Annotated in this window: 18 protein-coding genes and 1 pseudogene; 8 read left to right on the top strand and 11 right to left on the bottom strand. The window is 57.3% G+C overall.

Annotated elements, in window-relative coordinates; all coding sequences use genetic code 11:
* Nucleotides 1-6: 6 nt before the first annotated feature.
* From ES815_RS02610 to ES815_RS02585, 6 genes are all read right to left on the bottom strand, one after another.
* On the bottom strand, nt 7-1812 hold the full coding sequence (locus ES815_RS02610; protein WP_142486499.1) for an extracellular solute-binding protein: 1806 nt from the start codon (nt 1810-1812) through the stop codon (nt 7-9).
* A 75-nt stretch (nt 1813-1887) separates the two neighbouring features.
* Nucleotides 1888-3444, bottom strand: coding sequence for a cyclic di-GMP phosphodiesterase (locus ES815_RS02605; RefSeq protein ID WP_142486498.1), 1557 nt, complete (start codon nt 3442-3444; stop codon nt 1888-1890).
* Nucleotides 3445-3625: 181 nt separating this feature from the next.
* Nucleotides 3626-4195, bottom strand: coding sequence for a bifunctional murein DD-endopeptidase/murein LD-carboxypeptidase (gene mepS / locus ES815_RS02600; RefSeq protein WP_039031038.1), 570 nt, complete (start codon nt 4193-4195; stop codon nt 3626-3628).
* A gap of 426 nt (nt 4196-4621) precedes the next feature.
* On the bottom strand, nt 4622-5326 hold the full coding sequence (locus ES815_RS02595; RefSeq protein WP_142486497.1) for a phosphatase PAP2 family protein: 705 nt from the start codon (nt 5324-5326) through the stop codon (nt 4622-4624).
* A gap of 33 nt (nt 5327-5359) precedes the next feature.
* A complete protein-coding gene (locus ES815_RS02590; protein ID WP_142486496.1) occupies nt 5360-6346 on the bottom strand; it encodes a CobW family GTP-binding protein in 987 nt (328 codons plus the stop codon).
* Nucleotides 6347-6466: 120 nt separating this feature from the next.
* Entirely contained in the window at nt 6467-7933 is a 1467-nt protein-coding gene (locus tag ES815_RS02585) for a mannitol dehydrogenase family protein (protein WP_142486495.1), read from the bottom strand.
* A 205-nt stretch (nt 7934-8138) separates the two neighbouring features.
* Between ES815_RS02585 and uxuA the strand changes: the two genes are divergently transcribed.
* A complete protein-coding gene (gene uxuA, locus ES815_RS02580) occupies nt 8139-9329 on the top strand; it encodes a mannonate dehydratase (RefSeq protein ID WP_142486494.1) in 1191 nt (396 codons plus the stop codon).
* A gap of 121 nt (nt 9330-9450) precedes the next feature.
* Here the strand turns inward: uxuA and yeiP are convergent, their stop codons facing one another.
* Nucleotides 9451-10023: an elongation factor P-like protein YeiP gene (gene yeiP / locus ES815_RS02575; RefSeq protein ID WP_014884579.1), complete on the bottom strand. Its 573-nt coding sequence runs from the start codon at nt 10021-10023 to the stop codon at nt 9451-9453.
* A gap of 163 nt (nt 10024-10186) precedes the next feature.
* Between yeiP and ES815_RS02570 the strand changes: the two genes are divergently transcribed.
* Entirely contained in the window at nt 10187-10441 is a 255-nt protein-coding gene (locus tag ES815_RS02570; RefSeq protein WP_142486493.1) for a YkgJ family cysteine cluster protein, read from the top strand.
* Here ES815_RS02570 and setB read toward each other — a convergent pair.
* Nucleotides 10438-11619, bottom strand: a pseudogene (setB, locus tag ES815_RS02565) (sugar efflux transporter SetB). The gene ES815_RS02570 and the pseudogene setB sit on opposite strands and share 4 nt — an antisense overlap.
* Nucleotides 11620-11987: 368 nt before the next feature.
* Here setB and fruB point away from each other — a divergent pair.
* Genes fruB through fruA form a run of 3 tightly spaced genes read left to right on the top strand, consistent with a single transcriptional unit; the run spans nt 11988 to nt 15770 of the window.
* The gene (gene fruB / locus ES815_RS02560) at nt 11988-13118 is read left to right on the top strand and encodes a fused PTS fructose transporter subunit IIA/HPr protein (protein WP_142486492.1); all 1131 of its coding nucleotides are present in this window, start codon (nt 11988-11990) and stop codon (nt 13116-13118) included.
* Complete coding sequence (gene fruK, locus ES815_RS02555) at nt 13118-14056, top strand: 1-phosphofructokinase (protein WP_142486491.1); 939 nt, start codon at nt 13118-13120, stop codon at nt 14054-14056. Before fruB ends, fruK begins: the two co-directional genes overlap by 1 nt.
* A gap of 16 nt (nt 14057-14072) precedes the next feature.
* Nucleotides 14073-15770, top strand: a complete 1698-nt coding sequence (gene fruA / locus ES815_RS02550; protein WP_142486490.1) for a PTS fructose transporter subunit IIBC — start codon at nt 14073-14075, stop codon at nt 15768-15770.
* Between the two features lie 79 nt (nt 15771-15849).
* Here the strand turns inward: fruA and nfo are convergent, their stop codons facing one another.
* Nucleotides 15850-16707 (bottom strand): deoxyribonuclease IV, encoded by an 858-nt coding sequence (nfo, locus tag ES815_RS02545; RefSeq protein ID WP_142486489.1) that lies wholly within the window; start codon nt 16705-16707, stop codon nt 15850-15852.
* A gap of 65 nt (nt 16708-16772) precedes the next feature.
* The gene (locus ES815_RS02540) at nt 16773-17819 is read right to left on the bottom strand and encodes a YeiH family protein (protein WP_142486488.1); all 1047 of its coding nucleotides are present in this window, start codon (nt 17817-17819) and stop codon (nt 16773-16775) included.
* Nucleotides 17820-17941: 122 nt separating this feature from the next.
* On the opposite strand from ES815_RS02540, the gene yieE reads away from it, so the two are divergent.
* From yieE to cirA, 3 genes are all read left to right on the top strand, one after another.
* Complete coding sequence (gene yieE, locus ES815_RS02535) at nt 17942-18811, top strand: DNA-binding transcriptional regulator YeiE (RefSeq protein ID WP_142486487.1); 870 nt, start codon at nt 17942-17944, stop codon at nt 18809-18811.
* Between the two features lie 178 nt (nt 18812-18989).
* Nucleotides 18990-20459, top strand: coding sequence for an amino acid permease (locus ES815_RS02530; protein ID WP_142486486.1), 1470 nt, complete (start codon nt 18990-18992; stop codon nt 20457-20459).
* A 295-nt stretch (nt 20460-20754) separates the two neighbouring features.
* Nucleotides 20755-22725 carry a catecholate siderophore receptor CirA gene (gene cirA, locus ES815_RS02520; RefSeq protein WP_142486485.1) on the top strand — a complete coding sequence of 657 codons (1971 nt, stop codon included), beginning with the start codon at nt 20755-20757 and terminating at the stop codon, nt 22723-22725.
* A gap of 122 nt (nt 22726-22847) precedes the next feature.
* Here the strand turns inward: cirA and fghA are convergent, their stop codons facing one another.
* Nucleotides 22848-23684 carry an S-formylglutathione hydrolase gene (fghA, locus tag ES815_RS02515; protein ID WP_142486484.1) on the bottom strand — a complete coding sequence of 279 codons (837 nt, stop codon included), beginning with the start codon at nt 23682-23684 and terminating at the stop codon, nt 22848-22850.
* Nucleotides 23685-23772: the final 88 nt, after the last annotated feature.

Raw genomic sequence — 23772 nt, 5'->3', positions numbered from 1 at the left:
GTATCCTTAACGCCGTTCGGCGGGTAATTTCGCCGCTCTGTTAACGTCATACCACCAGTTTTCAAACCCGAGAGCATAGACCGGGCGCTGGGCAGGAAGGGCGAACTTATCCCAGCGGGCCACCCGGTCCTGGCCCATAAACCACATTGGCAGCATGTAATAGTTCCAGGTCAGGACCCGATCCAGCGCCCGCCCGAGGGGTAGCAGCTTCTCTTTATCGCCCTGCGCGGCAACGATCTGCGCAATCAGGGCATCGACCGCCGGGTTTTTCACCCCCGGCGCATTATAGGTTGAGTCAATGTATTCTGAGGACCATGAGATCTGCAGGTCAGTCCCGGGCCAGGGCATCGCCCGCCACAGGCGCGGCATCATATCGTAATCGCGGTTGCGCATCCGGTTGGTGGCTTGAGAATTATCCACCTGGCGGATGTTCATGGTAATGCCCAGCCGCTCAAGGTTGTGCTGGAACGGCAGCACCCACTGGTTATTGCCGCCGGAGGCCAGCAGCAGTTCAAAGCTGAGCGGTTTACCGGTTTGCTTGTTGACCCGCTGCTTATTTTTGATTTCCCATCCGGCCTCATCCAGCAGCTGGCTGGCCTTCAGCAGGTTGTTGCGATCGTAGCCGTCGCCTCCAGAGACGGGAGGCCGGAAGACGCGGGTAAAGACCTCCGGTGGAATAGCGCTTTTCAACGGCGCGAGAAGCGTCAGTTCTGCGGCATCCGGGTAGCCCTTCGCCGCATACTCCGTGTTCTGGAAATAGCTGTTAACCCTGCTGTAGGCACCGTAGAACAGCGCCTTGTTCATCCACTCAAAATCAAAGGCGAGGGTAATGGCCTCGCGGACGCGGCGATCGCTGAATACCGGGCGCTGAATATTAAACGCCAGCCAGCGCGTGTCCTGAGCGGAGTCGTTTTTCAGCGCCTCTTTCACGATAAAGCCGCGGTCAAAGTTTTTCCCGGTGTAGCGCGTGGCCCAGTTTTTGGCGCTGCTTTCGACCCGCATATCAAAGGCACCCGCTTTAAAGGCTTCGAAGGCCACATTGTCGTCCAGATAGTAGTCGTAGCGCAGGGTGTCAAAATTCCAGCGGCCCCGGTTCACCGGCAGGTTGGCCGCCCAGTAATCTTTCACCCGGGAGTAGATCAGATACTGTCCCATCCGCCAGTGGGTGATGCGATACGGCCCACCCGCCAGCGGTGGGGTGGCGAGCGGATCGCTGAGCTTGTGGTCTTTCCAGAACTTTTCGGGCATCACCGGCAGGGTCAACAGGCTCAGCATGTCCTCTTTATTGGGTTTAGGCAGCGTGATGCGCACCGTCAGCGGGGCGATGGCCGTCACCATCGCCCCTTTATAGACCAGCCGGAACTGCGGCACTCCTTCGGTCATAAATTTATGGAAGGTGAAGGCCACGTCGCTGGCCTTCACCGGCGTGCCGTCATGAAAGCGCGCCAGCGGGTTGATGGTCAGCTCCATCCAGGAAAAATCATCGGCGTAGCGTGCCTGCTCTGCCACCAGCGGATAGTAGCTGCCGGGCTCATCGTCAGAGGTGGTAAAGAGGGTATCGTAAAGGGCATCGGTGCGCTCGGCCGCCACGCCGCGCAGGGCGTAGCGGTTGAAGTTGTCGAAGGTGCCAATGGCTGCAAGAGTAACGCTGCCCCCTTTGGGCGCGGCAGGGTTGACGTAGTCATAGCGATCGAAATTGATGGCATATTTCGGCTCGCCAATCACCGCGAACGCGTAGCTCTCTTTGATGGTTTGCGCCTGGCCGAGTCCACTCATCATCGCCATCAGCAGCACTACTATGCGCACAATCATTCCGCTACGTTTTCCTCTTACAGTCTGGCCGGGCCGGATACCTGAATAATAAGTGACGTAGCGGTGGTTGGGAAATTATTCGCGGTCCAGGTGAACATCAGGCTGCCAGACCTGTAGCTGCTCCAGGCGCATCGGGCGGCTGATCCAGTAGCCCTGCAGCATATTGACGCCGTGATCGCGCAGCCACTTCGCCTGCTCGGGGGTCTCGACCCCTTCGGCGATGGTCACCATGTTGAGTCGTTGGGCGAGGGTCAGCACCGTATCCAGCACCGGGGAGGTGACGGTTTCCATGCCGATGGCGTTAACGAAGCCCCGATCGATTTTGAGATAGTCCATGGTAAAACGCTCAAGGTAGATCAGGGCGCTGTGCCCGGTGCCAAAGTCATCCACCGCGATTTCAAACCCTTCCAGGTGCAGCCACTCAAACAGCTTTGTTGCTTCCCGCTGATTCAGCATATCGCGCTCGGTAATTTCGAGCACAAGCTGGAAATGATCCGGTGGCAGCGAGGCGGCAAACTTACGCATATCGTCCTTGAAGCTGTCGGCATGCAGGTGACCCGGGGAGATATTAATCCCCAGTTTGGAACCCGGGGGGAGGCGTTTTTTCAGCGCCGGGGCGTCGCGCAGGATCAGGTCGAAGAGATGCAGGGTCAGCGGCACAATTAATTTCTGCGCTTCCGCAAAGCTAATAAAGGCATCCGGCGGGATCTCGCCAGCGCCTGGATGGTGCCAGCGCATCAGCACCTCCACGCCGCCCATTTGCATGTTAGTCGCGTCCACGACCGGCTGATAGACGACGTAAAACTGATTCTGCTTAATGCCGGTGAGGATCTCTTTACGCGGGTTGGCGCGGTTCATCAGCCCGTAGAAACAGAGAACCCCGATGCTTGAGCCGCACATCAGTCCAAACAGCAGCGCAAATTGCAGATCGGCCAGCGTCCAGGTTTCGGCGTACAGATGAATGGTGAGCGGCAGCCCCTCAATCTGGCTGGCGCGTGCAGGGTGCTCCTTCAGATCCGAAACAGGGATTAACTGGTTTGAATAGGTCGAAAAAGCGGTCTTGCCGATAATAAGGGCAATACCCGCAAATTCATCCTGGCGGGCGGTATATAACAGATAGGGGGTCAGGTTGAGATTAATAGAGGTAAATACCCCGCCGTTATTCAACAGCGGATTTCGGTGCCATAACACAATGGCCGGTTTTTTCGGCATCATCGGGGTACCGGGCAGCAGGACCATATCGACCTCTTTATTAATGTCGACATCCGGCACCAGCTCGCTGAGGGGCACATGCAATGGCCCGGTTGCTGACGAGCAGAAGGCGATTTTATCTTTTACCAGCAGGAAGGCTCGGACGTTAAGGCTGAATGCGGCGCGGGAGGTTAATTCGGCGCTGACCTCGTGGCACTGGCTCAAGATCAACGGCTGCAGTTCATCAACGGAGACGCGCAGCTCTTTGAAATAATCCGCCATATAGTCATGGAGGTCGGTAATCAGGTTATCGAATTTCACTTCCCGTTTGTGATAATTGAAAAAAAACTGCATACCGCCGCAGAGCAGGACGACAAGAAGACCGACAAGCACGCTGAGCATCAGCACTTTGCGGCGGGTTGATAAACGGCGGGTAAACATAAATGGTATCGGATCCTGATGTGCCGCCCGCGTTATCATGACGGCTAAACTCACGCAACTATCAGACTATAGCCTGGAACGACCAGACCTGATTTCAATGTTGAGGTACAAAAAAAAAGCACTGCATAAGCAGTGCTTTTTTACCATGCTGTCAGCCAAGGGAAACGGACAGCACAGGTGGTTAACTGCGAGTCAGTACACGACGCGCTTCATTGTAGCGCTTCTTCCAGTAGGGCTCGTTCATACTGGAGATCGTTACACCACTGCTGGTGGACGCGTGGACAAACTGGTCGTTACCAATATAGATGCCGACATGACGGCCGGTTGAACCCGCACGGAACAGAACTAAATCGCCGGTGCGTAAGCTGCTACGCGAAATCGATTTGCCCATTTCCTGTTGTTCATAGGTTGAACGCGGAAGTTCTAAACCAAACTGTTCGCGGAAAGTACGCTGTACGAAACCGGAACAATCAATCCCTTTACGTGTTTCGCCGCCAAGGCGATAGCGCACGCCTTTCCAGCTAGCATACTGGTCCATTAATCGGGATTTAATATCCAGATTGCTGACCATTTTTTCAAATTCATCCTGAGAAGCTTGCAGTGAAGAGGCGTCTTCCGACCCCACAACACGCGTCTCAGGATGCATATTCTTTGCGGTATTCGATGCGCTACAAGCTGAAAGCAGAACCGCTACTGCAATCGCCGGGATCACCCGTGAGAAGTATCTCAAAATCGGTTGAGATTTGACCATGTTGTTTATTATCCCTTGAAGTCCTTAACGACAAATATCGTTATAAAAAATGCCAAGCGAGACGAGACTAAATACCTGCGCACTATCAGACAATTCTTTATGGTCAAATCTGTGGCGAATCGCACAAATTTATTTACAACGATAATAATTGTAGCGCTGAGGTAAAACGAGTCTGAGAGTACCCGATCGGGCCAGCCATTGCGAGCAAAAATATCCAATTTTTTATAAGAAAATGTGATACCGAAAGTTTGCTGTCGGGATAGCAATATCAGGGAGTAATTTAGGTTAAGGATTGTACAACGCGTTAATTTCTAACGTGATTAATATGACAGGAAGATGACAAGAGCGGGGAGGGCAAGCCGATAATCCATCAGAGATCGGCAATGATCCCTGATGGATACTGTTAATTTCGGTGAGTAACTTGTTTTAAGATTGTTGAATTACCCGGGGCAGGTAGCGATCAAAAAAGGTTATTAAGCGCTCACTCAATGGGGTCATCAGACACCATGGAAGCCCAATCAACGCCACCGAAAGGGATCCGACGGCAATATCGCTGAACCAGTGCGCGCCGATCATTACCCGTGGGAAAGAGAAAACCATAAAAATAATCAGGGCTAATGCGAAAGTCTTATGACCAAAATAGCGCCACATAAACGCGGTGAAAATAAGCAGCATCATCCCGTGATCGCCCGGGAAACTGTCCTTCGAAGCGTCCTTTGTCGAAATATGCAGCAATTCACTGACGCGGTAGATATCCGGGAAAAATAGCGTCGGACTCGCGCGTTTTACCGGAATAAGGGCCTGCGCCAGCTGGTTCAGAACCACCGCGGCCAGCAGCATCACCAGGCCGATCATCAGAATGCGTCGCCGTCCGGCAGCGCTTTCGTTGCGCCAGAAGGTGAGCATCAGGTAGCCCATCGCCAGCAGGGAGCAGACGTCAAAGGCGCGGTTGTTGGTGATCGCCACCAGCCACAGGAAGGCGCGACTCTCCACCAGCTGGTGGTTGAAGAAGTGAAATATCCCGCTGTCCAGCGGGAACCAGAAACCGTGGTTGGCCGGCAGATACCAGGATAAAAAGAGGGCCAGGCCAGCCAGGTTGAGTAATAAAATGGGTAATAGTCGGGTTTTCATCATCATGCCGTCAGCAGTTAAATCAGGGCAACGTTAGTTGCCCGAACTTAAACGAAGCTTCAACAAGCTCGACTGTAAGGCGTTCCAGTCGGTGTTAACCGCACTAATTAACTCTATTCGGCTATCCGGCGGCGCCACGCCCTGCGTCTCGATGTGAAAATCGGCCCCCTGACGATTGACCTGTAAGAGCCCCTCGGGAATACGCATTACCCCTTTCACGCGCTCAACCGGTGCCAGCCGCACCCACTCGAGCAAACCGATAGTGTCGAAGCAGGTGTCGGCGTCGAACACCCAGCCGCAGGCCTGATGCCCCTGGCCGCTGTTCAGGCTGCGACGCCAGCGCTGATGCGCAGGCAGGCTCAGCGCGGCCAGCCCCTGTTTTTCGCCGTGGCTGTGGGTATGGGCAGCGCTGGCGGGCAACGCATTCAGATTACGCCTCGGCAGGTCAAGCAGGGTATTGTCGATATTCCCCTGAGTGGTATACGCGAGCTGGCGTTCACCGCCGAAGTGCTGCCACCAGATATCCAGCGCGGCGCGGCTTTCCGCGGTGGCACGATCCTCTTTATTGGCGATGATGACGTCGGCGGCGGCAAGCTGATCGCGGAAATTCTCGTTCTGGACATATTTCTCGTCCAGCAGCTGACGCGGGTCGAGCAGACACAGGGTAGCGCGCAAATCGATCCACGGCTCATAGACCGGGGCGGTGAGCAGGTCGAGGATCTGCTTCGGATGGCCCAGCCCGGTGGGTTCAATCAGCAGCCGGTCGGGCTTGCCCTGACGCAGCAGGGTGTTCAGCCCCACCTGCATCGGCAGACCGTTCACGCAGCACATGCATCCCCCCGGGATCTCCTTCACCAGCGCCCCGTTATCGGCCAGCAGCGCGCCATCAATGCCGATCTCGCCAAACTCATTGACCAGTACGGCCCATTTTTCAGCAGGATCTTTATTCGCCAGCAGGTGCAGTATCGACGTGGTTTTCCCGCTGCCGAGAAAGCCAGTAATGAGATTGGTTTTAGTCACAGATGCTCCAGGGGTGATAAATGTAATGCTATAACAATTATCAGTAATCCTGACGCAAAAGAACAGCCATTGGAAGGGGAGGGCGAACGGGAGGCTTCCCGCTCGCCTGAAACGCACCGGTTAAAACTGGAGCGTATCGATAATAGCCTGGCGCGCGCCCGTCTGGCGGATGCGCTGGTAAGCTGCGGTGACGGCCGCCACGAACTGCGGATCCTGCGGCAGGTCGGTGCCGAAAATTTCAGTGAGCGTCAGCAGGGCGACGACGCGCTCCTCTTCGCTGCTGGTTTCGACGATGGTGCGAATTTTATCGCTCAGCGGATCGCGGACATCAATGGCGTTACCCGCATCGTCCACGCCGCTAACATAGCGCATCCAGCCTGCCACACCGAGCGCCAGCAGCGGCCAGGCGGTGTCGCGCTGGCGGTGAAGACGGATACTCTCCAGCATGCGCTGAGGCAGTTTCTGGCTGCCGTCCATCGCAATCTGCCAGGTGCGGTGCTGCAGCGCCGGGTTGGCGAAGCGGTCAATCAGGCTGTCCGCGTAGGCGGTGAGATCCACCCCGGTGATGCGCAGCGTCGGGGCCTGTTCATCGAGCATCAGGCGACGGGCAGCGTCACGCAGCGCGCTGTCCGCCATGCAGTCGTTGATATGGGCGAAACCGGCCAGATAGCCGAGATACGCCAGGAACGAATGGCTGCCGTTGAGCATGCGCAGCTTCATCTGCTCCCACGGCAGGACGTCCTGCACCATCTGTACTCCGGCTACTTCCCACTCCGGGCGGCCAGCGACAAAGTTGTCCTCGATCACCCACTGGATAAAGGGCTCGCAGCTGATGGCGCACGGATCCTCGACACCCACCTCACGGGCGATTTCTGCAAGAGAGTCGTCTGTGGCAGCGGGCACGATCCTGTCCACCATGGTGCCCGGGAAGCTGACGTTAGCGGCGATCCACTCCGCCAGCTCAGGCGAACGCTTGTGGGCCATGCCCAGCACCGCGTTTTTCACCACGTGGCCGTTATCGGGAATGTTATCGCAGGAAAGCACGCTGAACGGCGAAAGACCCCGCTCGCGACGGCGATGCAACGCTTCGACCAGGATCCCCGGCGCGGAGTGCGGTTCATCGGGATAGTCCAGATCGTGAATGATGCGTTCATTACGGGTATCCAACTTGCCGGTGGCCGGATCGATGCAGTAGCCCTTTTCGGTAATGGTCAGGGAGACAATCGCCACCTGCGGCTCGCAAAACTTCTCAATAATGGCCGCCAGCGAATCCAGCTTTGCGTTCAGGCATTCATGCACCGCCCCCACGATAATCGGCTGATTACCTTCAGCGCCTTTTTCCAGCACCGTAAACAGATGATCCTGCGCGCGCAGCTGGCTCATCAGCGTATCGCCGCTAAACAGGCTAATCTCACATATCCCCCAGTCGCCGCCTTTGGCGTTCAGCACCCGATCGGTCAGGAGCGCCTGATGGGCGCGATGAAAGGCACCAAAGCCGAAATGGACGATACGGGAGCGTAACGCCTGACGATCGTACTGCGGCTGTAATACATTAGCGGGTAGCGTGGTGGAGGCAATTGTCTTCATGAAATACACACCTGATTAACCATTAATTAACAATGCTAGTGTAAAGTTATATGACAACAAATTGAATTGGTGAGCCGTAATTATCCGGGAACTGTGAGATGGATCAATCAATATAGCGAGACACGTTGACCTCTCTGGTCATGCATGTATGGTAGTCGTCATCTCGATAGATAATATTGGTATAACAACTTTAGAGGGTGAATCAATGGAACAAACCTGGCGTTGGTACGGGCCGAAAGACCCGGTTTCTCTTGATGATGTGCGTCAGGCTGGCGCAACGGGCGTCGTCACCGCACTGCACCATATTCCCAACGGTCAGGTGTGGCCGGTGGAAGAGATCAAAGCGCGTCAGGCGCTGCTGGCAGAGAAAGGGCTGACCTGGTCGGTGGTCGAAAGTATTCCGGTTCACGAAGAGATCAAAACCCACTCCGGTGATTACCAGACCTGGATTGCCAACTACCAGCAGAGTATCCGCAACCTGGCGGCCTGCGGTATTGATACCGTGTGCTACAACTTTATGCCAATCCTCGACTGGACGCGTACCGACCTCGAATACGAAATGCCGGATGGCTCAAAAGCGCTGCGCTTTGACCAGATCGCCTTTGCCGCCTTCGAGCTGCACATCCTGAAGCGCGAAGGCGCAGCGGCAGATTACACCGCACAAGAGCAGCAGCAGGCGCAGGAATGGTTCAACAACGCCAGCGATGCCGAGATTGAAAAACTGACCCGCAACATTATCGCCGGCCTGCCGGGTGCGGAAGAGGGCTACACCCTCGACCAGTTCCGCGCGCGTCTGGCGGAGTATGGCAACATTGATAAAGCCCAGCTGCGGGAAAACATGGCCGTCTTCCTGCGCGCTATCGTGCCGGTGGCGGAAGAGGTGGGCGTGCGTCTGGCGGTCCACCCGGACGATCCACCGCGTCCGATCCTCGGCCTGCCGCGTATCGTCTCCACCATTGAGGATATGCAGTGGCTGAAAGAGACGGTCGACAGCATCTATAACGGCTTCACGATGTGTACCGGTTCCTACGGCGTGCGTGCCGATAACGACCTGGTGCAGATGATCGAGACCTTCGGCGACCGGATCCACTTCACCCACCTGCGGGCCACCTGCCGGGAAGATAACCCGAAAACCTTCCACGAAGCGGCGCATCTTGGCGGCGACGTGAACATGGTGGCGGTGGTCGATGCGATTCTGGGTGAAGAGCAGCGCCGCAAGCGGGCGGGCGATCTGCGTCCGATTCCGTTCCGCCCGGATCACGGGCACCAGATGCTGGACGATCTGCGTAAGAAAACCAACCCGGGTTATTCCGCGATTGGGCGTCTGAAGGGGATGGCGGAAGTGCGCGGTGTGGAGCTGGCGCTGAAGATGACGAAGTATTCAGAACTCCTGTAGGTTCAGCTGCCGGGTGGCGGCTTCGCCTTACCCGGCCTACAACAGCACGAATAAAAAACCGGCCCAATGGCCGGTTTTTTTGTAGGCCCGGTAAGCGCAGCGCCACCGGGCAAATGCCACATTAGTCAGCACGACCCATATAGCGTTTTTCTTCGATATGGATGCGGATTTTCTCGCCTGCGGAGAGGTATTCCGGCACCTGTACGACCAGACCGGTGGTCAGGGTCGCCGGTTTGTTACGCGCGGAAGCGGACGCACCTTTGATGCCCGGTGCCGTTTCCACGATCTCCAGATCGACGGTCTGCGGCAGCTCCAGCGCCAGCAGGACGCCGTCCCAGGTCAGGACCTGCATATCCGGCATCCCGCCTTCCGGGATAAACAGCAGCTCTTCTTCAATCTGATCTTTGGTGAAGATGTACGGGGTGTAGTCTTCTTTATCCATAAAGACGTATTCGTTGCCGTCAACGTAGGAGAAATCGACATAGCGACGGGTCAGGGTAACGGTATCCACGATATCGTCGCCTTTGAAACGTTCTTCAACTTTCAGACCGGTACGCACATCAGCAAAACGCATTTTGTACAGCGTTGCTGCGCCACGGGCGCTGGGTGCCTGAATATCGATGTCTTTCACAATCAGCAGCTTGCCGTTGTAATTCAGCACCATACCTTTCTTAATTTCGTTCGCTCTTGGCATTGCAGTCATCCTGTTTACGGGAAGGTCAAAAATATCGCGTCAAAGTACTCGCGCGCGGCATTTCAGGCAAGTGGATTTCGTGGCTTTTGCTATCAATACGCAAAAGGTGTTACTGTGCGCGTCACGCCCGCGGGAGCGGCTTTCTTTCAGGTAAAGTACGTTTATGGATTGCCGTCCGGACTGCGGCGCATGTTGCACTGCGCCTTCCATCTCCAGCCCCATTCCCGGGATGCCCAACGGCAAGCCTGCCAATACGCCTTGCGTCCAGCTGGACGCACAGCAGCGCTGCAAAATCTTCGGCTCGAGCTTGCGGCCCAAAGTCTGTGCCGGGCTCCAGCCTTCGCTCGAGATGTGCAGCACCTCGCGCGGGCAGGCCATGACCTGGCTGCTCGAACTCGAGGCGCTCACCGCGCCTTAAATGTCCTTAATGCGCGTCAGGCAGAGCGTGGTGAGGATGCACATCCCCAGCGCAATCCAGAATACCGCGTGATAGCTCCAGAACTCGGCCACCACCCCGGCCACAGAACCGGCGATAATCCAGCCCACACGGGTGGTATTGGTGTACAGCGTCGTCGCGGCACCCGCCTGGCCTGGCATCAGATCCTGGAAGTAGAGCATGCCGATCCCGGCGAGAATGCCAATATAAATGGCGTTCAGCAGCTTTAATCCCAGCAGCACCACCGGTGAGTGGGCGGTAAGCATTCCGACGTAAAACAGCAGGCCCGCGACGGCGGCAACGCGCATCAGGAAACGTTTACCGAAGCGTTTTGCGTAGTAGCCCGCAATCAGCATCGTCGGGATCTCCAGCCCGGCGGCGGTTCCCATCATCACCCCCGCCAGCTTCTCGGACAGATGCAGTTCATTAATGATAAACAGCGGCATATTGATGATGTACAGGCTGTTGGTGCCCCACATTAAGGTGCAAACCGTAAACAGCAGCAGGGCATCGCGCCGGTTGCGGCGAGGGGATTCCAGCACTCCGGTCGCCAGCTTCGGCTCTTTGCGCATCGTCGGCAGGAAAAACCACACCATCGCGCCACAGACCACAAAGGCCACGGCGGCGCTGAGATACATCGCCGTGAAACCAAACCCCATCGCCAGGGCGTAGGCCAGCGGCGGCCCGACCACCCATGCCAGGGAGACCTGGGCGCGCAGGATCGAGCTGAACATCACCGCCTCGCGGCCGGTATGGTCGGCATGCTCCCGGGCGAGGGCGAACAGCTGGGGGTTGGCGGTGGAGCCGAAGCTGCTGAGAAACACGCCGACAAACAACAACACGAAATAGTTACGGTTCCAGGCGAATAGCAGGCAGGCAAACACGCCCATCAGGCAGCAAAAGACGATCAGGGATTTGCGGTCGCCTTTCTTGTCCGAACGCCCGGCCAGAAACTGGCTGACCAGGATGCCGATGATGGCGCTTCCGGTAAAGAAGAAACCGACCATGGCCGGACGGGCATGAACCTCGTTAGTAAGGAACAGGCTCAGGGTTGGAGTTTGTAACGCACCGGCAATCCCGGTAAGGAAGGCAACAATCTAAAACGCCGATGAGGTTAAATCAAATGACTTTGGCGAGGCGGCGGCGGGGGTCGTATGCATGTTTCTGTATCAGTGATATGAAGAGAGGCGGAGTTTACGCCGCTTGTCAGAAAATAGACAGCGCGCAAGGCCACTCACCCCACGAAAAATAAAAATCCCCTTTCAGATTGTTATATGCGTTTGCTGAAGTAGCTGAAACACAGCGGTGAAATTCAAAACAGATAAGAAAAAAAGCTTTGTCTGGCAATAAAATGTGCTGCACATCTAAATTTTGTATGCTGAATTGTAACTTTACTTGCAAGCTTTTGTAGAAAGAGCAAGACTTCTTGAAACGTTTCAGCGCTATCGGGTACCTCTGATTCAACCGGAATAGCGTATTTTTTTTCATGTTAGCTGAAACGATTCAATTTCAGCAGGAGTGGAGAACCATGTTCCAGTTATCCGTGCAGGACATTCATCCCGGCGAACAGGCCGGTACTAAAGAAGAGGCCATCCGGCAGATCGCTGCCGCGCTGGTGCAGGCGGGCAACGTCGCCAACGGCTACGTTGACGGCATGCTGGCGCGCGAGCTACAGACCTCAACCTTCCTTGGCAATGGCATCGCCATTCCGCATGGCACCACAGATACCCGCGACCAGGTGCTGAAAACCGGCGTTCAGGTTTATCAGTTCCCGCAGGGCGTGCTCTGGGGCGAAGGCCAGGTGGCTTATGTCGCCATCGGGATTGCCGCCAGCAGCGATGAACACCTCGGCCTGCTGCGTCAGCTGACGCACGTCCTGAGCGACGACGCGGTGGCTGAACAGCTGAAATCCGCCACCACTGCCGAAGAGCTGCGCGCGCTGCTGATGGGTGAAAAGCAGAGCGAAGCCCTGAAGCTGGATAACGACACGCTGACTCTCGACGTAGTGGCATCCGATCTGGTGACCCTGCAGGCGCTGAACGCCGGTCGCCTGAAAGAGGCCGGTGCGGTGGATACCGCCTTCGTGGCCCACGCCGTTAACGACAAACCGCTGAACCTCGGTCAGGGCGTCTGGCTGAACGACTGTGCTGAAGGCAACCTGCGCAGCGCTATCGCGGTCAGCCGTGCGGCCACCGCTTTTGACACCGCCGGGGAAACCACGGCCCTGCTGGTCACCGTCGCCATGGCGGATGACCAGCCGGTTGAGGTGCTGAAGCGCCTCGGCGATCTGCTGCTGAACAAAAAAGCTGAACAACTGCTGAAAGCCGATGCCGCAACCCTGCTGGCGCTGCTGACCAGCGATGATGTGAATACCGATGAACTGCTGAGCGCCGAATTTGTGGTGCGTAACGAACATGGTCTGCACGCTCGTCCGGGCACCATGCTGGTCAATACCATTAAGCAGTTCAACAGCGACGTCACCGTCACCAACCTCGACGGCAGTGGCAAACCGGCCAACGGTCGCAGCCTGATGAAGGTTGTCGCGCTGGGCGTGAAGAAAGGCCATCGCCTGCGTTTTACCGCGCAGGGTGCAGATGCTGAACAGGCGCTGAAAGCGATTGGCGAGGCCATCGCGGCCGGTCTGGGGGAGGGCGCATAATGAGCAGACGTGTTGCCACCATTACGCTGAACCCGGCTTACGACCTCGTGGGCTTTTGCCCGGAAATTGAACGCGGCGAAGTTAACCTCGTGCGTACCACTGGCCTGCACGCGGCAGGTAAAGGGATTAACGTTGCGAAAGTGCTGAAGGATCTCGGGATCGACGTCACCGTCGGCGGCTTCCTCGGCAAAGATAACCAGGATGGTTTCCAGCAGCTGTTCAGCGAGCTGGGGATCGCCAACCGTTTTCAGGTGGTGCAGGGCCGTACCCGCATCAACGTGAAAATGACCGAAAAAGATGGCGAAGTGACCGACCTGAACTTCTCCGGTTTTGAAGTCACCCAGGCCGACTGGGAGCGTTTTGTGAATGACTCCCTGACCTGGCTGGGTCAGTTCGACATGGTCTGCGTCAGCGGCAGCCTGCCGTCCGGCGTCAGCCCGGAAGCCTTTACCGACTGGATGACGCGCCTGCGCAGCCAGTGCCCATGCATCATCTTTGACAGCAGCCGCGATGCGCTGGTGGCGGGTCTGAAAGCCGCGCCGTGGCTGGTGAAACCGAATCGTCGCGAACTTGAGATCTGGGCTGGCCGTAAGCTGCCAGACTTAAAGGATGTCATTGATGCCGCCCATGCCTTACGTGAGCAAGGTATCGCGCATGTGGTGATCTCGCTGGGTGCAGAGGGCGCGCTGTGGGTTAACGCCTCCGGCGAATGGATCGCCAAACCGCCGTCGATGGAAGTGGTCAGCACCGTGGGTGCAGGCGATTCGATGGTGGGCGGGTTGATTTACGGCCTGCTGATGCGTGAATCCAGTGAACACACGTTACGTCTTGCCACCGCCGTTGCTGCCCTGGCCGTCAGCCAGAGCAATGTCGGGATCACCGATCGTACCCAGTTAGCCGCGATGATGGCGCGCGTTGACTTGAAACCCTTTAACTGACAGCAGGAGAGGCATAATGAAAACGCTGCTGATTATTGACTCTGCACTCGGACAGGCCCGCGCCTATATGGCGAAAACCTTGCTGGGTTCGGCGGGACATAAAGCACACCTTGATTTCATCGACAACCCGGGCGATGCCGAACTGGTTATCGTCCTGGGCGACAAGATCCCGGCCGACAGCTCGCTGAACGGCAAAAAAGTGTGGCTGGGCGATATCAATCGCGCGGTCGCTCACCCGGAACTGTTCCTGAGCGAAGCGAAAGGCCATGCGGCGCTGTATACCGCTCCTGTCGCAGAAGCGGCGGCAACGACTGTTACCAGCGGTCCGAAACGCGTGGTGGCGGTGACCGCCTGCCCGACCGGCGTGGCGCACACCTTTATGGCCGCAGAAGCCATTGAAACCGAAGCCAAAAAACGCGGCTGGTGGGTGAAGGTTGAAACCCGCGGCTCGGTGGGCGCAGGCAATGCCATCACCCCGGAAGAGGTGGCGGCAGCGGACCTGGTGATCGTGGCCGCGGATATCGAAGTGGATCTGGCGAAGTTCGCCGGTAAGCCGATGTACCGCACCTCAACCGGTCTGGCGCTGAAGAAAACTGCCCAGGAGCTGGACAAAGCCCAGGCGGAAGCGAAAACCTTCCAGCCGGCGGGCAACACCGCCTCCTCGGCCTCCGAAGGCAAGAAAGAGTCCGCCGGGGCTTACCGTCACCTGCTGACGGGCGTCTCCTATATGCTGCCGATGGTGGTGGCGGGCGGTCTCTGTATCGCGCTCTCCTTCGCCTTTGGTATCGAGGCCTTTAAAGAGCCGGGTACCCTGGCGGCGGCATTGATGCAGATTGGCGGCGGCTCGGCGTTCGCGCTGATGGTGCCGGTACTGGCAGGTTACATTGCGTTCTCCATCGCTGACCGTCCGGGTCTGACCCCTGGCCTGATCGGCGGTATGCTGGCCGTGAGCACCGGCTCTGGCTTTATCGGCGGGATCATCGCCGGCTTCCTTGCCGGCTACGTGGCGAAGCTGATCAGCTCGAAGCTGAAACTGCCGCAGAGTATGGAAGCGCTGAAACCGATCCTGATCATTCCGCTGTTCTCCAGCCTGGTTGTTGGTCTGGCTATGATCTACCTGATCGGTAAGCCGGTCGCAGGTATCCTCGAAGGCCTGACCCACTGGCTGCAGACCATGGGCACCGCCAATGCGGTCCTGCTGGGTGCGATCCTCGGCGCCATGATGTGTACCGATATGGGTGGTCCGGTGAACAAAGCGGCTTATGCGTTCGGCGTTGGCCTGCTGAGTACCCAGACTTATGCTCCGATGGCGGCGATTATGGCTGCAGGTATGGTGCCACCGCTGGCGCTGGGCCTGGCGACTATCATTGCTCGTCGTAAGTTCGACAAGGCGCAGCAGGAAGGCGGTAAAGCGGCGCTGGTTCTGGGCCTGTGCTTTATCACCGAAGGGGCGATTCCGTTCGCTGCCCGTGACCCGATGCGCGTTCTTCCGTGCTGTATCGTCGGCGGTGCGGTGACCGGTGCTATCTCCATGGCGGTGGGCGCAAAACTGATGGCGCCGCATGGCGGTCTGTTTGTTCTGCTGATCCCGGGTGCGATTACGCCGGTGCTGGGTTACCTGTTCGCGATTATCGCCGGTACGCTGGTGGCAGGTCTCTCTTACGCGGTGGTAAAACGCCCGGAAGCTGAAGCGATCGCCGCGAAAGCAGCATAATTTCTCTTAAAGATAAAAGGCAGAGGAAACTCTGCCTTTTTATTGTAATAAGACAATCGCCGCGAAAGCGGCGATTTTTTTATACCGTTACTTCTGCCGTCTGCTGTGCCTTCAGCCAGGCGATCTCTTCCGCCCAGATATCCGGGTTGATGGTTTCCAGCACCAGCGGAATGCCGTCGAAACGCGGGTCCTGCATGATAAAGCGGAACGCGTCGTGGCCGATGTTGCCTTCACCCAGGCTGTGATGGCGGTCAACGCGGCTGCCAAAAGCGCTTTTCGCATCGTTGAGGTGCATGCCGCGCAGGTACTTGAAGCCCACAATGTGCTCGAATTCCGCGAAGGTTTTGGCACACTCTTCACTGCTGCGCAGGTCGTAACCCGCCGCAAAGGCATGGCAGGTATCAATGCAGACGCCGACGCGGGTTTTATCTTCCACGCCATCGATAATGGCCGCCAGATGCTCAAAGCGGAAACCGAGGTTGCTGCCCTGTCCGGCGGTATTCTCAATCACCGCCGTTACCCCTTGAGTCTGTTCCAGCACGATATTGATCGACTCGGCGATCCGTGCCAGACAGGCGTCTTCGTCGATCTGCGTCAGATGGCTGCCAGGGTGGAAGTTCAGCAGCGTCAGGCCGAGCTGCTCGCAGCGCTGCATCTCATCCAGGAAGGCCTCGCGGGATTTATCCAGCGCCTCCTGAACCGGGTGACCGAGGTTAATCAGGTAGCTGTCGTGGGGCAGGATCTGGCCGGGAGTGAAATGGTATTTTTCGCAGGCCGCTTTGAACTCATCAATCACCTGAGTCGTTAAGGGTGCGGCGCGCCACTGGCGCTGATTTTTGGTGAACAGGGCGAAGGCGGTCGCCTCAATTTCGGCGGCACGAATGGCGGCATTCGCCAGACCGCCAGCAGCGCTGACGTGCGCTCCAACATATTTCATAAAGGGATTCCTGTTAACCCGCAAACGCTTATGATAGCGGGTTAACAGGAGAAGTTTGAAGTGGTTTATGCCAGCAGGCTATGAACCGCCAGGTTAATGGCACCGCCGCCAACAATCAGCCAGACAAAGAGCAGCAGCGCCATCAGCAGCGGTTTCGCCCCGGCTTTTTTCAGGGCGCTGACGTGGGTGGTTAAGCCCAGCGCCGCCATCGCCATCGCCAGCAGCACCGTATCCAGCGTCACCAGCATATCGACGACTGTTTTGGGCAGCAGATGGAACGAGTTAAACACCGCCACCACAATAAACAGGATCGCAAACCACGGAATGGTAATTTTGCTCTTCTCGCCGTTGCCCGCCGGAGCGAGCTGTTTCACCCGCGCCGCCAGGATCAGCAGGAAGGGCGCCAGCATCATTACTCGCAGCATTTTGGCGATCACCGCCGCATTCTCCGCGTCCGGGCTGATGGCATGACCGGCTGCTACCACCTGAGCGACCTCATGCATCGTCGAGCCAATATAAATCCCGTAGGTTTCCGGGCTAAACCAGTGCGCCACCAGGGGATACATCGCCGGATAGAGGAAGATCGCCAGGGTACCAAAGATCACCACCGTCGCGACGGCAACCGTCACCTTGCTGGCCTCGGCCTTGACTACCGGCTCGGTCGCCAGTACCGCCGCGGCACCGCAAATGCTGCTGCCCGCGCCAATCAGCCAGCTGGTCTGTTTGTCGAGCCCGAACACCTTCTGGCCGATAAAGCAGGCCAGCAAGAAGGTGCTGGTCAGGGTTAACACGTCGATGGCGATCCCGCTGACCCCAACGTCAGCAATCTGCGCAAAGGTCAGGCGAAAGCCATACAGGATGATCCCGAGGCGCAGCAGGTGCTGCTTAGCGAAGATCACGCCGCTATCGCAGGGCTTGTAGATGTGCGGATAGACCGTATTCCCGACGACCATCCCCAGCAGGATGGCCAGCGTCAGGGCACTGAAGCCCGCCCCGGCTACCGCCGGAATACTGCCGCCCCATAATGCCACGCCGGTGACCAGCGCGCTCAGCGCCAGGCCGGGAATGTAGTGCCACACTGTACGATTATGCTGCAGGGTGAGTGTTGTCATAACCTTCTCCTTTTCTCTGGCTAAAGGTTACGGCGTGCTGGCTTAAAAATAAAATTGATTATATATTTATAATTAATCTTTATAAGTGGTAAGCAGAGCGCTTACCGTACCGGATGGCAACTATGCACATTACGTTACGCCAGCTTGAAGTCTTTGCCGAAGTGCTGAAAAGCGGGTCGACTACCCAGGCTTCCCAGATGCTGGCGCTATCCCAGTCCGCGGTCAGCGCCGCGCTGACCGATCTTGAAGGCCAACTGGGGGTTCAGCTCTTTGACAGGGTAGGGAAGCGGCTGGTGGTTAACGAGCACGGGCGCTTGCTCTATCCCCGCGCGCTGGCGCTGCTGGAGCAGACCGTCGAGATCGAACAGCTGTTTCGCGAGGATAACGGCGCTATTCGCGTCTATGCCAGCAGCACCATCGGCAACTATATCCTGCCGGAGGTGATTGCCCGCTACCGCCGCGATTTCCCGTCTCTGCCGCTGGAGATGAGCGTCGGCAACAGCCAGGACGTGATCACCGCGGTGATCGACTTTCGGGTGGATATTGGCCTTATCGAAGGGCCGTGCCACAACGCCGACATCATTGCCGAACCCTGGCTGGAGGATGAGCTGGTAGTCTTCGCCTCGCCGGCCTCTTCTTTATTGCAGCAGGAGGTGACGCTGGAGCGGCTGGCGCAGGCACCGTGGATTTTGCGCGAGCAGGGGTCGGGCACGCGGGAGATCGTTGATTATCTGCTGCTTTCGCATCTGCCGCAGTTTCATATGGGCATGGAGCTGGGCAATTCGGAGGCGATCAAACATGCGGTGCGCCACGGTCTTGGCATCAGCTGCCTGTCACGCCGGGTGATTGCTGAACAGCTGGAGAGCGGCACGCTTGTGGAGATCCCCGTTCCGCTGCCGACTAAGCTGGTGCGTACCCTGTGGCGCATCCATCATCGCCAGAAGCACCTCTCCAACTCCCTGCAGCGTTTTCTGCGTTACTGCGAAATGTAAGCCCGCCCGGCGGCGATTTACCCGCCGGGATCTGTTTCGCACACCGATGTCATTCTCTGCTTTACTTATAATCCCGGCCCGGTCATGAAGCTCTCTTATAACAGGGCATTTGTGCCGGAAGAGCTGGCGATCGTCTGCTACAATCGCGCCTCATTTTTTGAATGGACAGCATTTTCATATGGTTTCCGAAAATAAAACCACAGAAGCGCCCGCGCTACGTCGCGAACTCAAGGCGCGTCACCTGACGATGATTGCCATTGGCGGTTCTATCGGTACAGGTTTGTTTGTCGCCTCTGGAGCGACCATTTCTGCAGCGGGCCCTGGCGGCGCGCTCTTTTCCTATATCCTGATCGGTTTGATGGTCTATTTCCTGATGACCAGCCTGGGCGAACTGGCGGCGTACATGCCGGTATCCGGTTCTTTCTCCACCTACGGTCAGAAATATGTGGAAGAAGGCTTCGGCTTCGCGCTGGGCTGGAACTACTGGTACAACTGGGCGGTCACCATCGCCGTGGATCTCGTGGCCTCGCAGCTGGTGATGACCTGGTGGTTCCCGGATACGCCGGGCTGGATCTGGAGCGCCATCTTCCTCGGACTGATCTTCCTGCTGAACTACATCTCCGTGCGCGGTTTTGGCGAGGCGGAATACTGGTTCTCGCTGATCAAAGTCGCCACGGTGATCATCTTTATCGCCGTGGGCGTGGCGATGATCTTCGGTATCTTCAAAGGCACCGAACCGGCGGGCTGGAGCAACTGGGGGATTGGCGATGCGCCCTTTGCCGGGGGCTTCTCGGCGATGATTGGCGTGGCGATGATCGTCGGCTTCTCCTTCCAGGGAACGGAGCTTATTGGTATTGCCGCCGGTGAATCCGAAAACCCGGAGAAGAACATTCCGCGCGCGGTGCGGCAGGTCTTCTGGCGTATCCTGCTGTTCTATGTGTTCGCAATCCTGATTATCAGCCTGATCATTCCGTATACCGATCCGAGCCTGCTGCGTAACGATGTAAAAGACATCAGCGTCAGCCCGTTCACCCTGGTGTTCCAGCATGCCGGCCTGCTCTCAGCGGCGGCGGTGATGAATGCGGTGATCCTGACGGCGGTACTGTCGGCGGGTAACTCCGGGATGTACGCCTCTACCCGTATGCTCTACTCCCTGGCCTGCGACGGCAAAGCGCCGCGTATTTTCGCGAAGCTGTCCCGGGGCGGCGTGCCGCGTAACGCGCTGTATGCCACCACCGTAATTGCCTGCCTGTGCTTCCTGACCTCAATGTTTGGCAACCAGACGGTCTACCTCTGGCTGCTGAATACCTCCGGCATGACGGGCTTTATCGCCTGGCTCGGTATCGCCATCAGCCACTACCGTTTCCGTCGCGGCTACGTGAAGCAGGGCTATGACATTAGCAACCTGCCGTACCGCTCCGGATTCTTCCCGCTGGGGCCGATCTTCGCCTTTGTGCTGTGTCTGATCATCACTCTGGGTCAGAACTACGAAGCCTTCCTCGCCGACACCATTGACTGGGGCGGCGTGGCAGCGACCTATATTGGTATCCCGTTGTTCCTGATTATCTGGTTTGGCTACAAGCTGGCGAAGGGAACGAAGTTTGTCAGCTATAGCGAAATGGAATTCCCGAATAGCTTTAAAAAATAACCGCAACGCCTCTCTTTAACCCGCTCACCCGAGCGGGTTTTTTTATTTCTCCACACTATGCACTCTTGACATAACTTTTAACAATTGAATTGATAATAGTTATCGTTTGCTTTATCATTAGCAAAGTAATCAAAGGGATGAAGGAGTCAGCATCGTCGCCCTGGTCAGGGGAGGATGTTGTGCCCACACCTGCAAAGAATTACCCGGCCGACCTGCCAGAGAAGCGGGCGGCATGCAATGCAATTGTGAGCAGTACATATTTGATTTTGCTGTGTTTACCTCATGGAGATAGGAAATGTTTAGGTTGAATCCCTTCGTTCGGGGAGGGCTGTGTGCGTCTGCTCTGTCCCTGGCCCTGCCGGTTGTTGCGGCGGAATCTGGCGATACCATGGTGGTGACCGCCTCGGCCAACGAGCAAAACCTGAAAGATGCCCCGGCCAGTATCAGCGTCATCACTCAGCAGGATCTGCAGCGCAAGCCGGTGCAGAACCTGAAAGATGTATTAAAGGATGTGCCGGGCGTGCAGTTAACTGACGAAGGGGACAACCGTAAGGGCGTCAGTATTCGCGGTCTGGACAGCAGCTACACGCTGATCCTGGTTGACGGTAAACGCGTCAACTCGCGCAATGCCGTTTTCCGCCATAACGACTTCGACCTCAACTGGGTTCCGGTTGACGCCATCGAACGCATCGAAGTGGTGCGCGGTCCGATGTCCTCCCTCTACGGCTCCGATGCCCTGGGCGGCGTGGTCAACATCATCACCAAAAAGATCGGCCAGAAATGGACCGGCACCCTCACCGCCGATACCACCATTCAGGAGCACCGCGATCGTGGCGACACCTATGGCGGCCAGTTCTATACCAGCGGCCCGCTGGTGGATGGCGTCCTCGGCCTGAAGGCCTTCGGCAGCCTGTCTAAACGCGATAAAGACGATCCGCAGGATTCAACCACCAGCGCTACCGGAGAAACCCCGCGCATTGAAGGCTTTACCAGCCGCGATGCCAACGTGGAATTTGCCTGGACCCCGAACGAGAACCACGATTTCACCGCGGGCTACGGTTTTGACCGTCAGGATCGTGACTCCGACTCGCTGGATCAGAACCGCCTTGAGCGCCAGAACTACTCCCTGAGCCACAACGGCCGCTGGGGCGTGGGCAACAGCGAGCTGAAATTCTACGGCGAGAAGGTTGATAACAAAAACCCGGGCAACAGCAACCCAATTACCTCCGAAAGCAACTCCATTGACGGCAAATACGTCCTGCCGCTGGGGGAGATTAACCAGCTCCTGACCTTTGGCGGGGAATGGCGTCACGACAAGCTGAAAGATCCGGTTAACATCACCGGCGGCAGCAGCAGTAATACCTCGGCCAGCCAGTATGCGCTGTTCCTGGAAGACGAATGGCGGATCTTCGAGCCGCTGGCGCTGACCACCGGCGTGCGTATGGATGACCACGAAACCTACGGCGACCACTGGAGCCCGCGTGCTTATCTGGTCTATAACGCCACCGATACCCTGACGGTAAAAGGCGGCTGGGCGACGGCATTTAAAGCGCCATCCCTGCTGCAACTGAGCCCGGACTGGACCACCGGCTCCTGCCGTGGTGCCTGTGAAATTGTCGGTAGCCCGGATCTGAAGCCGGAAACCAGCGAAAGCATCGAGCTGGGTCTCTACTACAACGGGGAAGAGGGCTGGTTAGAGGGCGTGCAGGGCAGCATTACCGCCTTCCAGAACGACGTTGATGACCGCATCAGCATTCTGCGTACCGCGAACGTCAATCAGGCGCAGGGCTACCCGAATTACGTCGGGCTGAATGCCGATGGCGAACCGGTGTTCCGTTACTACAACGTCAATAAAGCGCGTATCCGTGGTCTGGAGACGGAAGTTAAGTTCCCGATTGCCGAAGACTGGCGCATGACGCTGAATTACACCTATAACGACGGGCGTGATATCAGCAACGGCGAGAACAAGCCGCTCTCTGAGCTGCCGTTCCATACCGCGAACGGCACGCTGGACTGGCAGGCAACCCAGGCGTGGTCCTTCTACGTGCAGGGTAATTATACGGGTGAGAAACGCACCGTTACCGATGGCGCCGCAACGCCGGGCGGTTACGTGGTGTGGAACACCGGTGGTGCGTGGCAGGCAACCAAAAACGTCAAGCTGCGTGCGGGGGTTATGAACCTGCTGGATAAAGATCTCAGCCGCGACGACTACAGCTATACCGAAGAAGGACGCCGTTACTTTATGGCGGTGGATTACCAGTTCTGATCGAGGGATCGCCGGAGCGGTGCGGTCTGTTTGCCGGGCGGCGCTGCGCTTGCCCGGCCTACGGGCTGGTGTGGGTTTTGTAGGCCCGGTAAGCGAAGCGCCACCGGGCATGAAGGCTGCACTTACTTCAACAACTGCTGCGCATGGAAGCGCAGATGATCTTCAATAAAGGACGCAATAAAGAAATAGCTGTGATCGTAGCCCGGCTGGATACGCAACGTCAGCGGCCAGGCCTTCTGGCGCGCGGCTTCCGCCAGCACCGCCGGCTGTAACTGGCTCGCCAGGAACTGATCGGCATCGCCCTGATCGATAAGCGTCGGGATCGCCTGTTCCGGCTGGCTGGCCAGCATCAGCGCACAGCTGTCCCACGCCTGCCAGGCCTCTGCATCCTCACCCAGGTAATGGGTGAACGCTTTTTGCCCCCACGGCACCTGGGACGGGTTCACGATCGGCGAAAATGCCGATACGCTGACGTATTTACCCGGATTTTTCAGCGCCATCACCAGTGCACCGTGACCGCCCATCGAATGGCCGCTGATTGCACAGCGATCGGATACCGCAAATTCCGCCTGGATCAGCGCCGGGAGTTCATCGCGCAGGTAATCATACATCCGGTAATGACGCGCCCAGGGTTCCTGGGTGGCATTCAGGTAGAATCCGGCGCCTTTGCCCAGGTCGTAACCGGCATCGTCCGCCACCTCGTCACCGCGCGGGCTGGTATCAGGCATCACCAGGGCGATCCCCAGTTCCGCCGCCACCCGCTGGGCGCCCGCTTTGGTCGTGAAATTCTCATCGTTGCAGGTCAGGCCGGAGAGCCAGTACAGCACCGGCGGTTTTGCTGCGCCGTTAGAGGGGGGCAGAAAGATGCTGAACGTCATCGCACAGTTCAGCACCGCGGAGTCATGACGCCAGCGCTGCTGTCGACCTTCAAAACAGTGGTGCTCTTCGAGCAGTTCCATGCAGGGCTCCTTCAGGAAGGTTGTATAGAGAGATGAAGGTCATAATACAGATAATTCAATAACGAGTGAGTAACTTTCACTTCCGCAT

This window comes from Leclercia adecarboxylata (genome assembly GCF_006874705.1).
Taxonomy (GTDB): domain Bacteria; phylum Pseudomonadota; class Gammaproteobacteria; order Enterobacterales; family Enterobacteriaceae; genus Enterobacter; species Enterobacter adecarboxylatus_C.
Note: the sequence above shows the minus strand (reverse complement) of the source record. Positions and strands in the feature narration are given on the sequence as shown.